Source organism: Arthrobacter sp. ZGTC412 (assembly GCF_002929215.1).
Classification (GTDB): domain Bacteria; phylum Actinomycetota; class Actinomycetes; order Actinomycetales; family Micrococcaceae; genus Arthrobacter.
On record NZ_PJII01000014.1, the window covers coordinates 74,852 to 90,260 of the forward strand.

Annotated in this window: 13 protein-coding genes; 3 read left to right on the forward strand and 10 right to left on the reverse strand. The window is 66.8% G+C overall.

The genetic code is table 11. The features are described 5' to 3' along the window. Positions 1-27: 27 nt before the first annotated feature. Positions 28-321, reverse strand: coding sequence for a hypothetical protein (locus tag CXQ88_RS15360; protein WP_104045012.1), 294 nt, complete (start codon positions 319-321; stop codon positions 28-30). A 139-nt stretch (positions 322-460) separates the two neighbouring features. Here CXQ88_RS15360 and CXQ88_RS15365 point away from each other — a divergent pair, with 139 nt between their 5' ends. Both CXQ88_RS15365 and CXQ88_RS15370 read left to right on the forward strand, forming a co-directional pair. Further along, complete coding sequence (locus tag CXQ88_RS15365; RefSeq protein WP_104045013.1) at positions 461-1,624, forward strand: acetate kinase; 1,164 nt, start codon at positions 461-463, stop codon at positions 1,622-1,624. After that, positions 1,617-2,198, forward strand: coding sequence for a GNAT family N-acetyltransferase (locus tag CXQ88_RS15370; RefSeq protein WP_104045014.1), 582 nt, complete (start codon positions 1,617-1,619; stop codon positions 2,196-2,198). Before CXQ88_RS15365 ends, CXQ88_RS15370 begins: the two co-directional genes overlap by 8 nt. Here CXQ88_RS15370 and CXQ88_RS15375 read toward each other — a convergent pair. The 5 genes from CXQ88_RS15375 to CXQ88_RS15395 form a co-directional block, all read right to left on the reverse strand. After that, entirely contained in the window at positions 2,182-3,378 is a 1,197-nt protein-coding gene (locus tag CXQ88_RS15375; protein ID WP_104045015.1) for an NAD(P)/FAD-dependent oxidoreductase, read from the reverse strand. The genes CXQ88_RS15370 and CXQ88_RS15375 overlap by 17 nt on opposite strands. Positions 3,379-3,382: 4 nt before the next feature. Continuing rightward, the gene (locus CXQ88_RS15380; RefSeq protein ID WP_104045016.1) at positions 3,383-3,589 is read right to left on the reverse strand and encodes a DUF2945 domain-containing protein; all 207 of its coding nucleotides are present in this window, start codon (positions 3,587-3,589) and stop codon (positions 3,383-3,385) included. A gap of 8 nt (positions 3,590-3,597) precedes the next feature. Beyond that, complete coding sequence (locus tag CXQ88_RS15385; protein WP_146069228.1) at positions 3,598-6,057, reverse strand: hypothetical protein; 2,460 nt, start codon at positions 6,055-6,057, stop codon at positions 3,598-3,600. A gap of 6 nt (positions 6,058-6,063) precedes the next feature. Beyond that, on the reverse strand, positions 6,064-6,810 hold the full coding sequence (locus tag CXQ88_RS15390; protein WP_181037557.1) for a peptidoglycan-binding protein: 747 nt from the start codon (positions 6,808-6,810) through the stop codon (positions 6,064-6,066). A 280-nt stretch (positions 6,811-7,090) separates the two neighbouring features. Next, positions 7,091-9,328, reverse strand: coding sequence for a S9 family peptidase (locus tag CXQ88_RS15395; RefSeq protein WP_104045017.1), 2,238 nt, complete (start codon positions 9,326-9,328; stop codon positions 7,091-7,093). 652 nt (positions 9,329-9,980) lie between these two features. Between CXQ88_RS15395 and CXQ88_RS15400 the strand changes: the two genes are divergently transcribed. Next, positions 9,981-10,403: an Hsp20/alpha crystallin family protein gene (locus tag CXQ88_RS15400; RefSeq protein WP_104045018.1), complete on the forward strand. Its 423-nt coding sequence runs from the start codon at positions 9,981-9,983 to the stop codon at positions 10,401-10,403. A gap of 181 nt (positions 10,404-10,584) precedes the next feature. Here CXQ88_RS15400 and CXQ88_RS15405 read toward each other — a convergent pair whose 3' ends face one another. From CXQ88_RS15405 to CXQ88_RS15420, 4 genes are all read right to left on the reverse strand, one after another. Beyond that, on the reverse strand, positions 10,585-11,544 hold the full coding sequence (locus CXQ88_RS15405; RefSeq protein WP_181037553.1) for an NAD(P)H-hydrate dehydratase: 960 nt from the start codon (positions 11,542-11,544) through the stop codon (positions 10,585-10,587). Then, positions 11,522-12,298, reverse strand: coding sequence for a histidine phosphatase family protein (locus CXQ88_RS15410; RefSeq protein WP_104045019.1), 777 nt, complete (start codon positions 12,296-12,298; stop codon positions 11,522-11,524). Before CXQ88_RS15410 ends, CXQ88_RS15405 begins: the two co-directional genes overlap by 23 nt. A gap of 126 nt (positions 12,299-12,424) precedes the next feature. Continuing rightward, positions 12,425-14,101 (reverse strand): alkaline phosphatase D family protein, encoded by a 1,677-nt coding sequence (locus CXQ88_RS15415; protein WP_104045020.1) that lies wholly within the window; start codon positions 14,099-14,101, stop codon positions 12,425-12,427. A gap of 79 nt (positions 14,102-14,180) precedes the next feature. Then, a complete protein-coding gene (locus CXQ88_RS15420) occupies positions 14,181-15,290 on the reverse strand; it encodes an LCP family protein (protein WP_104045021.1) in 1,110 nt (369 codons plus the stop codon). Positions 15,291-15,409 lie beyond the last annotated feature (119 nt).

The window sequence follows — 15,409 nt, forward strand, 5'->3', positions numbered from 1 at the left end:
TGGGTGCCGCCGTCGCCCGCTGTTCTGTTAGCTGTTCTCCGGCTTCGCCAGGCTTTCCGGATCCTCCTGCTGGGCCGGTTCGTCGGACAGGCCCTCCGGGGTGAGGTCGAGGTCCTTCACGTTCTCCGGCGCTTCCGGGGCCTCCCCGGTTTCGCCGGCTTTGGGGGCGCCGGTATCGTCCAGGGCAGGGTTTGCACCTTCCACGCCGGTGGGGTCCTTCGACCCGGAACCGGCGCCTCCTTGGGCGCCAAGCGCAGCGGTGTTGCCGGATCCCGTGTCGGTGGGGTTGTTGTCGTCGTACGAAGTGGGCTCGTTCGTCATGGAAATGTCCTCTCGGGCGTGGTCCAGCCTGTCTGCCGACTCTAGGCACAGCCAGCTCCCATCCGCAAGGAATCCGCGCTGCTGCCAGGGCAACCTATAGTGTGGTTTGAACTGCAGAAGCCAGGCTCAGGAGGCCCGCATGCTCGTGCTCGTCATCAATTCCGGCTCGTCCTCGCTCAAGTACCAGGTGCGCGATGTCGCCGCCGGGAGTGTGCTCACGGAGGGTCTGATCGAAAAGATCGGCATGGGCAACGGCGGTGACGGCGACGGCGAAATAGTAGGCCCGCGGGACCATGCCGAAGCGCTGGAGCAGGTGGACGCCGCCATCCACCAGGAACTCGGCGACCTGGAGCTGGCCGCTGTGGGGCACCGGGTGGTGCACGGCGGCGAGCGGTTCGCCGAGCCGGTGCTGATCGACAACGAGATCACCCGCGCCATCGAGCGCCTCAACCCACTGGCGCCCCTGCACAACCCGGCGAACGTGCTGGGCATCCGCGCGATCACCAAAAAGTGGCCGGAGATGCCGCAGGTGGCTGTTTTTGACACCGCGTTCCACCGCACCCTCCCCGAGCACGCCTGGCGCTACGCCGTCCCTGGCGAGCTCTACACGGACCACGGCATCCGCCGCTACGGCTTCCACGGCACGTCCCATGAGTACGTCACGCGCCGGGCCGCCGCGCTGCTGGACCTTCCCGTTGAAGAGTTCGACGGCGTCATCGCCCACCTGGGCAACGGCGCCTCGGTCACGGCGATCCGCGGCGGCCATTCGGTGGACACGTCCATGGGATTCACGCCGCTGGAGGGCCTGGTGATGGGAACCCGCTCCGGCGACCTGGACCCCTCCATCCTGGTCTTCCTGGGCCGGGCCGGCTGGACGCCCGAGGACATCGACACCATGCTGAACCGGGAATCCGGGCTGAAGGGCCTGGCCGGCAACAACGACATGCGCTCGGTGGTGGAAGCAGCCGAGGCGGGCGACGCCAAAGCGGCCACGGCGCTCGCGGTCACCTCATACCGGCTGGCCAAGTACATTGGCGGCTACCACGTGGCTGTGGGCGGGGCCAAGGCACTCGTGTTCACCGCCGGGATTGGCGAGAACTCCCACCAGTTCCGTGCCCTCGTGGCGGAGAAACTGGGCGCTCTCGGCATACAACTCCACGCCGGCCTGAACGCTGAGCGGTCCAAGGAACCGCGCGTCATTTCCACGCTCCAGTCCGCCATTCCCGTCCTGGTGGTTCCCACTGACGAGGAACGGGCAATCGCGGAGGCGACAGCCGCCGTCGTCTCCTCGGTCCATGCCTGACATCATCCTCCCGATCCGCACCAAGCGGCTGATCCTGCGCCGCTTTGAAGGCGCCGACCTCGACGCTTTCCACGCCTACCACTCGCTGCCGGAGACGGCCCGGTTCCTGCCCGGTCCGGCCAAGACCTACACGCAGTCGATGGAGCGCGTGGGCAGGTACGCCAACTTCGTTTTCGAGAAGGAGGGCGACTGGGTGGCGCTCGCCATCGAGGCAGCGGACGACGGCGGCCTGCAGGGTGAGGTGGTCCTCAAATGGCTGCCGGGGTGCGGGCAGGGCGAAGTGGGCTGGACTTTGGCCCCGGGTGCCAGGGGCAAGGGCTACGCCACGGAAGCCGCGGAGACGATGCTTCGGCTCGGCTTCGAGGAGCTGGGCATGCACCGGATCGAGGCACGCCTGGACGAGCTCAACACGGCGTCCGCGGAGCTTTGCTGCCGTCTCGGCATGCGCCAGGAAGCGCGGCACGTGGACAAGTGGCACTACAAAGGCCAGTGGGCCACCGAGCTGATCTACGCGGTCCTGGCCGACGAGTGGCGTGTCGACCAGGCAGCGAAAGCCGCTAGGCGCGGCCTTTGAGGATCAGGTTCCAGTACACCTGCGGGAAGATGTCCCGGTCCATTACCCAGGACAGCTTGCTTTCGTTCCAGGTGGGGACACGGGGGATTGTGGGCATAGGGCGGTACCGGTCGTCGAACTCAGCAAACACCACCGTGTTGCGCGATACCGTGAACGGGCAGACGGAGTAGCCGTTGTACTTGGCCGGCAGCGGCTTTCCCTTCCGGGCGGCCACCAGGTTTTTGGCCAGGACCTTGGTCTGCTTGCGCAGGGCGCCGCCGGACTTCGAATTGGTGGTCCCGGCAGCGTCGCCCAGTGACCAGACGTTGTGGAAGCGGATGTGCCGAAGCGTCTGCCGGTCCACCTCCACAAAGCCACCCGCGTCATCCGGTGCCGGCAGGTTGGTTGCCTTCAGCCAGTCGGGCGCTGACTGGGGCGGGACGGCGTTGAGGACGTCGTAGCGCAGGTTTTCCTCGGCGCCGGATTCGGTGTTCCGGATGGTGGCCTTCTGGCTGGCAGCATCAACGGACACCAGTTCGCTGTTGGTCCGCAGCTCGATGCCGTACTCCGCGATTTTCCGGTCCAGCTCCCGGTCCACCTCCGCCACCCCGAACACGGTGGGATAGGGCTGAACCATCACCACGCGGATCTTGTCCAGTACGCCCTGTTCCCTCCAGTAGTCACAGGCGAGGTACATCGGCTTCTGTGCCGCGCCGCCGCACTTGATGGGACCGGCGGGCATGGTGAACACGGCGGTGCCGGACGTCAGTCCGCTCAGCAGCGTCCAGGCCTTCGGTGCCAGCTCAAACTCATAGTGTGAGGCGCCGTTCGGCGAATAGACGGCTTCGGCAAGGCCGGGCACATCGTCCCAGTCGTACTGCAGGCCCGGGCACACCACCAGCTGCCCGTACGCGACGGTGGCTCCGGAAGCCAAGGTGACCAGGTTCGCGTCGGTGTCCACGCCCGAGGCGGAGTCACGGATCCAGGCAACGCCCTTTGGGATCAGGGGTTCCTGCGGCCGGACGGCTTCCTTGGCTGCGGCCCTGCCTCCGGCGATGTGGGAGAACAGCGGCTGGAAGAAGTGGTGGTCCCGGGGTTCGATGACCGCCACATCCTTGACGCCGTAGCGCTGCAGCCGGGCGGCCAGAGAAATCCCGGCATTGCCGCCGCCGATGATCACAACCTCGTGCTGTGTGGCCACCGCGCTACTTCTTTTCCGTCAGGGCGGAGGCCTTATGTGCGGCCCGGGCGCCGGTCTTCGCCGACTCCACCACATACTGCGGCTCGTCCTTGCTGGCGCGGTGCGTGTGGCCATCCAGCTCGAAGTCGCTGGTTTTCTTCTCCACAATTTTGCCGTGCGTTGTGCCCTGCGGTGTGTTCCATTCCACGGACGTTCCCTTGCTCAATGACATCTGCTCTCCTAGCTGGGGTTTGCGGTGGGTAGGGGCTCGGCGGCGGGGGCCGTGCCCCCAGTATCCGCCGTTGGGACCGGCGTCTCAACGGGTGTGTACGACGCCGGCGCGTCAGCTGGTGCGGGCTGCGTCGCCGGGGCGGTTGCTGCCCCGGTCCCTGCCGGAGCGGGTGCAGCGGGCGCCGTTGCGGGCGTACCGCCGGAAGCCGCCGTCCCGGTGGGCGCACCGGTGGGTGCTCCGGCCGGCGCCGTTGGGGGCATGGCGGTGTTTGTTGCGGCGGGCGCGGGCGTTGCGGCGGCCTTTGTGGCGTTCGGGTCGGCCTTGATGATGGCCGTGATCTGTTCCTTATACGCGGCCAGCCGAGCCTGGATTTCCGAGAGCGGTACATTCCGGATGTTCCGGCCGTACTCTGCGATTTCGGCCCAGAGTGCCGTCAGTTGCTCCATGCCGGCTTCGCTGAGCGGGCCGTCCAAAGTGAGGACGAGTTGGCTCGCCAGTGCGTAGGTGAGGCATTCCACGCAGTTGTAGTTGGCGGCCGCGGAGAGGTTTTCCGGGACCACCACGTCCGCCTGCCCCACGATGAGGACCACCTGGAAGCCCACCGCCACCGCAGCGCAGCCGGTGCAGTCGGCAAAGGCGTAGGCCTCGTTCCGGGTGTCCACGGGTTCGCCGTCCTCAGCCCACACCAGCGCGAAGGCCACGTTGTACGTGACCGAACCGTCGGTGGTGTTTACTGCAAGCGCCTGGTTGCCGTCCTTTTCCGGGGCCGCCGGCCGGTCGAACGGGAACACCCAGGACGGGGCGGTGGAACCGGCAGCGGCGGGAGCATCGGCAGAAGCGGACGGGGATGAACCGAATCCAGCGCCCGGCGAGGCCTCCACCGGCACCAGCACCATGCTCAGCTGCGGGTTTTCCCGGGTTGGCTTGGCGGCACCTTCGGGCCAAAGCGCCACCGTTCTCCCGCTGCCGCCCTCCCGCAGAACGGTGTCCGCAGCCGGGAAGACCGACGTCGTGGCGTCCGCCAGCGTGCCGCGTTCGTAGGGCTGCACCGGACGGTACGTCCCGCCGTCGGGCCACCATGCCCAGCCGAGCCCGCCCAGCAGTACCGCCACAACGCCCATGGCGGCAGTGCGCTGCAGGAACTTGCCGCGGGTCTTCTGCCACAGCCCGGTGACCAGCTGCCTCAGCAGCCGCAGCAGGATGTAGAGCATGCCCAGCACGGGAAGGCCCACGGCAACGATGGCCAGGACGCGCACGGCGGCGCCGGCAACATCCCCGGCGGAGAGACTCTCGGCGAACAGTCCCTGCTGCCTAGCGGCGCTGCTCCAAGCGGTGGCCAGCAGCCGCGGCAGGGCAAGCACCATCATGGCCAGGCTGAACAGCAGCAACGGCACAGTGACCAGCACCCACACCGTCACCACTGCGCGTGCCCAGGGCTTGAGGACGTTGTTCTCCGGCCTTCCCCACCGCCACGGAAGCAGGCCCAGCAGGACGGGCTTGATGCGCTGGAAGAGGTCGGGAACGCCGGTGGCATCGGCCAGGATGTGGTAGCCGTCGAACCTGACCAGGGGGAGCAGTTGCCGGGCCATCTGCAGGATCTGCGTGACCACCACCAGCAGCAGCGCATCAAAGCCGGTGGCCCACCACAGCGCCATGATGGCCACCGCAACGATCGCGTTGAAGTACAGACCGCCGAAGTCTGTCCGGAGCCGGCCGCCGCGGCCCAGCCGGTATGAGTCGGTGACGTCCGTGAAGAACGCCGGCCAGATCAGGTACAGTCCGGCGCCCATGGCACCGGGCGTGGCTCCGCCCCTGCGCGCCGCAGCGGCATGCCCGAACTCGTGGAAACCGGCGGAGACGATGGTGATGGCAAAGATCAGCAGGAGCAGGACAGGGTTCTCGAACGCTTCGTGGGTGGCGGATCCGAGCCCCTTCACCATCAGCACCCACCAGCACGCGGCCAGGAATGCCACTGTCACTGCCACCACGATCAGCGGGTTGAACAACACCGCGAAGGGTGCGGTGATTTTGCGGGTGCGCTGAGGATCCGTCACGGTGTAGCGGAAGCGCATCCCCAGCAGCGGATCCGCCTTCCGGACCTCCGGCTGGGACCCGTCCGCGAGGCGGAGCAGGCCCAATGGCAGGAGCTGGGAGTCCATCAACGTGCGTACGTTCGCCGCGCTGACGAGCCTTCCGGAACCCGCGCTGGCACGCTCCGCGATCTCCGCCAGGCTGCGCCGGCCATCCACGGACTCCAGCACCAGATAGAGCAGTGGCGTCAGCTGGAGGGTTTGGCCGTCCGCGCGGCGGACCAGCGAGGGTGCCTCGCGGTAGCCCGACCCCTCCGCCCTGCCGATGAGTTGGACGCCGTCTGCCCGGGCGGGAACCTGCGGCGGGCGCTCGGCCACGGGGGCAGCGGACGACGGCGGGCCGGCCTGGGGGCGCGGCCCGCCGCTGGTGTGGGTCATCTGTGTTTACTGCTCGAGGTCGGACTGCTGGTCGGCAGAGGCGTTGGCTTCGCCCTCGATGTTCTGGGTAATGATGGCGTCCTGCTCGGCCACGGCGTAGGCCTGGCTGTCGATGGAGCCGATGTTCGCCGCCACAGCGGCGTCGATTGGTGCAGCGACGTTCGCATTGGCCGCCACTGCGCCGTTGATCGGGGCGGCGATGTCCGCGTCGGCGGCGAGGTCCACGTTGACGTTGAGCAGGTCCCCGTCCAGCGCAGTGGCGGGGTCAGTGGGCAGCGCGCCGACATCGGGCAGGGCGCCGCCCAGGCCTTCCTCGGGGACGATGCCCCCGGTGGACGTTCCGTCGGGGAGGAGGCTGCCGGCGTCGGCCGTGGTGCCGGTGGCGTCCGCTTCGGTGCCAGTGGGGGTGGTGCCGCCGTCGTCAACGGTGCCGCTGCCTTGGTTGATGGTGCTGTCCTGGGTGGATTCCGCGTTCGCGTCGGCCACAATGCCCTGTTCGATCATGACGCCCTGGTCCGCGAGGGCCTGTGCGTCGGAACCGTGGGAGAGAATGTTGGCGGAGGCTGCGGCGTCGATCGGGGCGGCGACGTTGGCGTTGGCGGCCACCGCGAGGTCGATGGGTGCCGCCGCATCGATGCCCAGGTCCAGATCCGCATTCAGGTCAAGGACAGAGGCAACTTCCTTGTCCGGCAGAGCCGTTGCCTGCTCCGCAATCAGTTCATCGTCGGTCAGGGGACGCATTTCCTGTTCCATGCTCACGCAAACCTCCAGTGTGGCGCGGGTTGTCTACCCCCAGTGGGCAGCCCGGCGCCACACAATAGTAAGCATGATTATGTTTTGTTGAAATCGGTATCGAGGCTGTTCAGTCCTCCGTGGCGTGTTCTGCGCCGGGTTCAACGGAAGTCGCGACGCCGTCCTTTGTGGCACTCGGGTTGGCGTGGACGATCGTGGTGATCTGCTGTAGGCATGATCAGCTTTTTTGGATACAGGCGGCGCGTGCGTCTGACCTCCGGCGACGGAGCAACCAGTGGAGCTATTTCAGGCCGGCGCCGGGGAGCAGCGCAGTGGCACCAAGGGAATCGGCGATGAAGGCGTAGTCCCACGCCCTTTCGCGCCACTGGACGTAGCGGCCGGACGCGCCGCCGTGGCCACCGTCCATCTCGATCTTCATCACCACGGGCTCGGATCCCGTGGTCCTGTTCCGCAGTTCCTGCACCCACTTTGCCGGCTCCACGTAAAGCACGCGGGTGTCGTTGAAGGACGTCACGGCGGCGATCTTAGGGTACGACGCCGGGCGCACGTTCTCGTAGGGGGAGTACGACTTCATGTAGGCGTAGACCTCGGGGTCCGTGATGGGGTTGCCCCATTCCTCCCATTCGAGGGCGGAGAGCGGCAGTTCCGGGTCCAGGATGGTGGTGAGGGCATCCACGAAGGGCACCTGGGCCACGATCGCGGCGTACTTCTCGGGAGCAATGTTGGCCACGGCGCCCATCAGCAGTCCGCCGGCCGAGCCGCCCAGGGCTGCAATCCGCGACGGATCCACCCAGCCCGAGTCCGCCAGCCAGTCTGTGGCATCCACGAAGTCGGTGAAGGTGTTCTTTTTGGTGAGCTTCTTGCCGTTCTCGTACCAGTGCCGGCCCAGCTCGCCGCCGCCGCGGATGTGGGCGATCACAAACACCACGCCGCGGTCCAGCAGGGACAGTCGCGCGATGCCAAAGCCGGGGTCCATGCTCAGCTCATAGGAGCCGTACCCGTACACCAGGCCCGCCGCCGTCGAATCCTGCTTGACCGTCTTGTGGCGCAGCACGGAGAGCGGGATCCGGGTGCCGTCGCTGGCCTCCGCCCATTCGCGGGTGGCCACGTAGTCATTGCCGTCGTAGCCGCCCAGGACCGGGCTTTCCTTCCGGAGCAGCAATTCGCCGGCGGGGTTCTCAGTAGTGGGCAGCACAAAGTCATAAACGCGGGACGGCGTGAAGTAGGACGTGTAGCCGAGCCGGATCACCGGAGCCTCGTAATCCGAGCCGCCAACTCCGGCGGTGTAGAGCTCCTCATCGAACGCGGGCTCTACCGGTGCCTTCTGGGCGGCAGTGCCCAGGCCTTCCAACCCGACGACCTGGACCCGCTCAATGGTGTCCTTCCGAATGGACACGACGAGGTGCGTGGAGGTGACGCCGGCACCGTTGACGCGGACGTCGTCGGAATGCTCGACGGCGGTGTCCCAGCGCTGGGCGGCGAGCGGCTTGCGAAGCTCCGCCCAGTCCGTCAGGGAGACCTTCGAGTTGACGGCGCCGCGGTTGTGCGTGAGCAGGATGCGTTCCGTCTTTACGCCGTCCGGGCCGGGCAGCAGGAACGGTTCGGCCTCGTAGAGCACGCGCTCGTCCCGGGAAATCACGGTAGTGAGCTCCTGGGCGGGGTCATCGAACCGGAGCAGGCGGGTCTCGCTGTACTCGGAGCAGCCGATGCCCAGCACGAGGTAGCGCCGGTCAGCGGAGAGCTCGAAGCCCAGCCACATGGCGACGTCGTCCTCCTGGTAGATCACCACGTCCTCGGCGACCGGCGCGCCCAAGGTGTGGGCCTTCACCTGGTAAGGGCGCCAGGAGTCATCCACCACTGTGTAGAAGATCCGCGTGCCGTCCGGGGAGAAGGAGACGCCGTAAAAGACGTTCTCGATGATGTCCGGCAACAGCTCGCCGGTCCGGAGGTCCTTGATGCGCAGGGTAAAACGCTCATCGCCGGCGTTGTCCACTGCGTAGGCGTACAGGTTGCCATCCACCGTTACAGCGGTCCCGCCAACCGAAAAGAACGGCTTCCCTTCGGCTTCGACGTTGCCGTCCAGCAGGATCTCCTCGCCCGGAATCCCGACGCCGGGCTCCACAGCCGGGGGAGTCCAGTCCGCCACGGGGTTGCCGCTGTTTTGCGCGCGGACCCGGCACTGGATGCCGTACTCCTTGCCTTCCACCGAGCGGCTGAAGTACCACCAGCCGTCCTTCCGGTGGGGGACCGAGAGGTCGGTTTCCTGCGTGCGGCCCTTGATCTCCTGGAAGATGGCCTCGCGCAGCGGCTCCTGGTGCGCGGTAATAGCCTCCTGATAGGCGTTCTCAGCCTTCAGGTGCTCCACCACCTCGGTGGATTCCTTTTCCCGCAGCCACTCGTAGTTGTCCACGAACGTGTCCCCGTGGTGAATGCGCTCGGAGGGGATCTTCTTGGCAACCGGGGGAGCGGGGGTGGAAGTCGCAGTGCTGGCGGAATCCTGCAGCGGAGTCTGGGTCATGGGTTCAATATATCGACCCGCCCTGACAATAGAGCGGCCGTTCGCTACCGGACGAGAACCCTCATCCAACCCAGCCCCCCAACACCCGACGCTCGATCACCTTCCGCAGAAAATTCGGACGATGCCCTATCGGATGTGGTCCCCTTGGAGCCGCTTTGGGGACTAAACCTGATAACGCATTGGGGGGAGGGGGGATGCCCTAGTAGGGTTCAGGCGGCAGGCGTATCCTGTTCACGCTAAGGCACATCCGCCCAGCGTGAGAGGGGAAGTTTATGACCATCCCGCCAGTGCACGAGCCCGAGCCGTTCCCGCCGGAGCCAGGCCCAACCCCTGATCCAGGCCACCCTGGTCCGCCGTCGCCCAACCCGTTCCCGGTGCCGGAGCCACCCGGGCCACTGCCCGTGCCGGATCCGGGTCCTGCGCCGCTTCGTCCCGACCCAACCCGAAGCTAGGACAGCAGTAACGCGCTGAAGGGGCCTTTGCATACCGTGCGGGCCCCTTATGCGTGCCTTCCGCCAACAAAAAACCGGGAAAAAATTCTTCCAAAACCGCTTGCAGACCTACGTGGCCAGTGCTAAAAAATCTATATCAGCCAATACAGATCGGCTGGTACCAAAACAGTGTTGGACCGTCTCCTACGAGGAGGGAAGCCATGTTGATGCGAACCGATCCGTTCCGCGAGCTGGACAGGCTGGCCCAGCAGGTCCTCGGCACGGCAGCGCGTCCGGCAGCGATGCCAATGGACGCCTGGCGTGAAGGCCAGGACTTTGTAGTCGCCTTTGATCTGCCCGGTGTTTCAGCGGACTCAGTGGATCTCGATGTTGAACGGAATGTCCTTACGGTGCGGGCAGAACGCCCGGAACCTGCAGGCAAGGACACCGAGTTGATCGCGTCCGAGCGGCCGCGCGGCGTGTTCAGCCGCCAACTGATCCTCGGGGACACCCTGGACACCGACAATGTGAAGGCGTCCTACGACGCCGGTGTTCTGACCCTGCGGATTCCTGTCGCTGAAAAGGCCAAGCCGCGTAAGATTGAGGTTGAGACGAAGGGGGCAAAGCACGAGATTTCTGCTTAGTCCCCAGCAGGATCGGGATGTCGGGTAATGATTGTTGACTGCCTCTTGGGCGGATAGCTATTCTCAGCACGCCACAGCGCTTAACGCGCATTGGCAGGGTAGACCTGCACTTCCCGATACGGTGGTCCCCGGCTTCGGCCGGGGGCCATCCCATGCCTGGGCTCCAAGGGCCCCGTGTGGTTTAGGTGTTCAGCTCCAGCATCAGGGCCGGCAGTTCATCGGCCAGTTCGCGGGCAAGGAACCCGAGGGGGCCCAACCTGCTGGCAAGCCGGTCGGCCGCTGCCGCGTGGAGGTGGGTCCCCCAGCATGCGGCCTGCGCGCTGGTGGTTCCCCGGGCGCGAAGGCCGGCGATTGCCCCGGCCAGGACGTCCCCGCTGCCGGAGGTTCCCAGCCCGCCGTAGCCGGTGGTCATTTTCCAGAGTTCCGATTCCTCCGGCGCGTCCCCGCCGGAGGGCCGCGCGATGAAGCCCTGGCAGCTCACCACAGCCTGGAACTTGTCGGCGATCTCGGCAATATCCGCCGCCAGATCCTCCACGTCGCGCTCCAGCAGGACAGCTGCCTCCATGGGGTTCGGTGTGAGGATCAGCCGCCCCTTCCACGGCTCCAGCTGGTCCGCCACCTTCACCAGGCCGCCCAGGGCATAGGCATCAAGTACGACGACGGGACCATCGCCCGGATTATCGTCACCGGAGCCTGGGTCACCAGAACCGGACTCCCGCTCCAGCAGTGCCCGCAGCAGCTCCTCGGCGAGGTCCAGATCGTCGAGCCCGGGGCCCACCAGGATCGCATCAGCACGGTCGAGGTATGAGGAAATCCGGTCCAGGCCCTCGCCCGTCACCGACCCCTCGGCCGTTTCGGGCAGCCCCATGGCCCCGCATTCGGGCAGCGCAACACCCAGCTGCATCGCGACAGACTCCGCCACGGCAAGCGTGAGCTTTCCGGCGCCGGCCCGCAACGCAGCGGTACCGGCCAGCAGTGCCGCGCCGGGCGTGGCGCGCGCCCCACCTATCACCAGCACCGAGCCGCGCGAGTACTTGTCCGCGCCGGGGGCCGGCAGCGGCCAGTCGCGCAACAGCGACGGCGTCACAAGGGTCGGGGAAGCAGCGGCAGTTACGGAATCACTTTGGGTGGACACTGGCATCTCCTGCATGTTCGGTGACCGTTACACCCTGCTCGGTGAGGTGGTCTGCCACGTTGAAGCTTTCCAGGGTCCACGGCCCCTCGCCGGACGGCCGCACGTAACGGGTCAGGGAGGCGTTAAGGACCGACGTGCTCGCTGCGAGGTCCAGGAGCTCCCGCTCGGTCATGCCCTCCAACACGTAGCGGAACAGCAGGATCACGGCGTCGTGGCAGACCAGCATCACCCGGTGCCCGGTGCTGAGGTTGTTAAGTTCATCCAGGACGGATCGCAGCCGCAGTGCCACGTCAGCCCACGATTCGCCGCCCGGGGGCCGGTAGTACATCTTGCCCAGCCACTCGCGGCGCTCGGCCTCTTCCGGGAAGCGGTTTTCAACACCGCGGCGCGTCAACCTGTCCAGGATGCCGAGTTCCCGGTCGCGCAGGCGTTCATCGGTCCGCACCTTGACCGGCCAGCCTGCCGCCTCAGTGGCGATCTCGGCCGTCTGGCGGGCGCGGGCGTAAGGCGAGGAAACCACGGCGTCCGGCCGGAGGTTCTCGGCGATCCGTGCCAGTGCGGCGCCCAAAGCCTTTGCCTGGTCCTGCCCGGTCCCGGACAAGTTCACGTCCGCATCCCGGGCCGGTACCTCGATGACCTCAGCCCCTGCCAGCCGCGCATCCGTGGCCGCCACGTTGCCTTCGCTCTCACCGTGGCGGATCAGGATCAGCTCCACCGCCCCGGCTTCCTGGACAGCCTCTGTCAGTCCGTCCTCTTTCACAAAGAATCACCCCGTCCGTGTGCCTTGCCGAATGCAGGAACATTACCAGCGGCGTACCCATGGCTAAGGGAAAATAAACGAGGAAAAGTAATCGGGCGACGGCGGGAGGCTCCCGGGAGCCAGCTCCTACCGCTCCGGCGTCAGCACCTTGGAGAACACCGTGGTGCCATTCGCGTTCCGGAGGCTGGCGGTGAAGCTGTTGTCCTCACCCAGCTGGACGTGCCCGAAGAACTGGTTTTCGCCGTCGCGCGGTGATTCACCGGGGAAGCGCCCGGCCTTGGAGAAGACCACCTCGGGGCCAAACGTGCCGTCCATATCGTTGGGACCAAAGGAACCCGCAGCGATGGGCCCGGCCACGAATTCCCAGAACGGGTTGAAGTCGGTGAAGGCGGCGCGCTCGGGGGAGTAGTGGTGGGCGGCGCAGTAGTGCACATCGGCCGTCAGCCAGACCACGTTTTTAACCCGGTTGCGCTTGAACGCACTCAGTACCCCGGCGATCTCGAGCTCGCGCCCCAGCGGTGCACCGGCGTCGCGGTTTGCCAGGCTCTCCTGGTTCACGGCGCCGTCGGGCACGATGATGCCCAGCGGCAGGTCGGCGGCGATTACCTTCCACGTCGCCTTTGACATTGAAACCTCGCGGATGAGCCAGTCCACCTGCTCCTGGCCCAGGATGGACGTTGTGTAGGCTTCCTTGCCGTCGGTGTTCGGCGACTTGAACGTGCGCATGTCCAGGCAGAAGATGTCCAGCTGCGGCCCGCGGCTGATCTTCCGGTAGATGCGCGCTGGCTGGTACTGGCCGGCGTCGTCGAACGTCCCCGGCCGCCACAGCGCTGCCGACTCCGCGATCGGCATGTTCTCCTGCCACGCCTGCCGGCCGCGCGCCGCGAGGGTGTTGACGTCGCGGACGGTGTACCGGGGATCGTCCAGGATTTCGTTGGGGTACCAGTTGTTGGTGGTCTCGTGGTCGTCCCAATTGGCAATCACCGGGACGTCCGCGAACATGGCGCGCATGTTGGCGTCCAAGGAGTTGTACCGGTGCCTGCCGCGGAATTCAGTGAGGGTTTCGGCCACCTTCGACACCTCCTCAGTGACGAGGTTCCGCCACACCTGCCCGTCCTTCTCCACCACGGTCTCTGCGAGTGGGCCGTCGGCGTACACGGTGTCGCCGGAGTGGATGAAGAAGTCCGGCCGGGTCTGGTGCATGGCCCGGTATCCGCGCATCCCGCCGATCTCCTCGTTGATGCCCCAGCCCTGCCCGGCCGTGTCGCCGGTCCATACAAAGCTTTGCGCGGACGACGCCGGCAGACCACCTCTGGCGCTCGTGTTGCCGGTGCGGCCCTTGCCGTTGACCGTCCCGGTGTCGGGGGCCGTGCGGAAGGTGCCGCGGACCGCCTCGCCGGCCGCGCCGCCGTCGTCCTCGAAGCTGATCTCCAGCGCAAAGCGGGTGTTGGACGGCAGGTTCCCGGCGTGGATCTTCGCAGTGAAGTCGGAGGCCTGGGTGGCGCGCGGCCCGCGGAGGGTGCGTTCGAAGGAGCCGCGGCCGCGCAGCACCTCGCCGCCGTCGTCGACCGCCCGCAGCACCGCTGTCATGCGGCCCGCGCCCGAAGCGCGGGACCACAGCACGGCGGAGTCGGAGGTAACGTCGCCGGTGGCGAGGCCGCTGGGGAGGGTGAGCCGGTTGCGCACCAGTGGAATACCGGCAGGCTCGCGGCCGGCCGTGGCCTGCGCGGTTGCGGGTGTGGCGGCCAGCGCGGCCGCGAGGACGGATCCCTTGACGATGGTGCGGCGAGAAATGTCAGTCATGGTGCCAGCCTTCCGGCACCCGGCGCACGGACTGTTTCCCTGCGGTGAACGAAGGGTAAGCCCGGGCTGAACAGCGGGCCTACGGCACCGCGAGCTCCCCAATGCGTCCCTCCCGCAGGGCGGCCCCCACAGCAGCAATGGCGCCGTAATCGGGGAGCAGCACGGACTGGCCGGCAATGAATCCGGGTCCGGCCGTTGGCAGGGTCATGGTGCCGATCGCTTTCGCGTTAAGGTTGCGCAGGCTGTAGGCGAGGATGGCGGCCTGTACCGGGTTGAAGCCCTTGTTCACGGTGAGGCAGCAGGAGGCGAAGTTCACCAGGCTCCGCACGGCTGTGACGTCGTTGAGGGCACGGGCGGCAGTGAGGCGGGCGAGGACAGCGCGGAGCAGGATCTGCTGGTTGCGCACCCGCTGCAAGTCGCCGTCGACGAACGCGTACCGCTCCCGGGAGAATTCCAGCGCAGCCTGGCCGTTCAGGTGGTTTACGCCGGGACCGAAGACATGCCCGGTATCGTGCGTGGACTGAAACGGGACCGGGACGTTGACGTCAATGCCGCCCAGCCCGTCCACCAGAAGCTTGAAACCGCCGAAGTCCAGCATCAGGGTGTGGTCGATGGTGATACCGAACAACTGCTGCACCGTCTGGGTGGTCATGTCGATACCGCCGTACTGCAGCCCTGCGTTGATCTTCCCTCCACCGAAGCCGGGGATGTCCACCCACATGTCCCTGTTCATGGACACGATGTACAGGGACCGGCGGTGAGCCGGGACGTGGACCAGCATCAGCACGTCTGAACGCTGGTCCATGGGTTTGCCGGTGGCATCCGTGTGGGCTGCCGCGTCTTTAGCGATGCCGCGCATGTCGCTGCCGATGACCAGCACGTTCATGGCAACGGCAGGGTGTTGCGGAATGGGTGGAGGAGGCGGAACCGGCGGCGCAGTTTTGGAAGGTGTTTCAGTGGGCGTGGGCGTGGGCGAGGGCGTGGGGGTTTCGCTTTGCGTTGCAGCAGGCTGAGCGGCCTCTCTGCCCGCGCGGTCGAGGCTGTGGACCGCGACGACGCCAACCGCCACGAGGACCAGCGCCAGCAGTGCCGCAATCCAGCGCCGCCGCCCGTGTGCCACCCAACCAAGACTGCGCGGGTGGGGGCCGGAGGGGCTGGTGCCGGGTTCAAAACCGCCTGGCGTGCTCACTGTGCCTCACCTCATTGTGGGGATGGTGGGATCAGTGTCCACCTGCCGGGCCCTCCCTGGCTACAGACGTATCCAAACTGTCACCGGCGAGCCGCAGTCGAATGCGTTTGCGAGGTGCC

Coding starts and splice junctions, on each gene's coding strand:
- CXQ88_RS15360 (WP_104045012.1), bottom strand. CDS start 321: ATGACGAACGAGCCCACTTCGTACGACGACAACAACCCCACCGACACG.
- CXQ88_RS15365 (WP_104045013.1), top strand. CDS start 461: ATGCTCGTGCTCGTCATCAATTCCGGCTCGTCCTCGCTCAAGTACCAG.
- CXQ88_RS15370 (WP_104045014.1), top strand. CDS start 1,617: ATGCCTGACATCATCCTCCCGATCCGCACCAAGCGGCTGATCCTGCGC.
- CXQ88_RS15380 (WP_104045016.1), bottom strand. CDS start 3,589: ATGTCATTGAGCAAGGGAACGTCCGTGGAATGGAACACACCGCAGGGC.
- CXQ88_RS15385 (WP_146069228.1), bottom strand. CDS start 6,057: ATGACCCACACCAGCGGCGGGCCGCGCCCCCAGGCCGGCCCGCCGTCG.
- CXQ88_RS15390 (WP_181037557.1), bottom strand. CDS start 6,810: ATGGAACAGGAAATGCGTCCCCTGACCGACGATGAACTGATTGCGGAG.
- CXQ88_RS15395 (WP_104045017.1), bottom strand. CDS start 9,328: ATGACCCAGACTCCGCTGCAGGATTCCGCCAGCACTGCGACTTCCACC.
- CXQ88_RS15400 (WP_104045018.1), top strand. CDS start 9,981: ATGTTGATGCGAACCGATCCGTTCCGCGAGCTGGACAGGCTGGCCCAG.
- CXQ88_RS15405 (WP_181037553.1), bottom strand. CDS start 11,544: ATGCCAGTGTCCACCCAAAGTGATTCCGTAACTGCCGCTGCTTCCCCG.
- CXQ88_RS15415 (WP_104045020.1), bottom strand. CDS start 14,101: ATGACTGACATTTCTCGCCGCACCATCGTCAAGGGATCCGTCCTCGCG.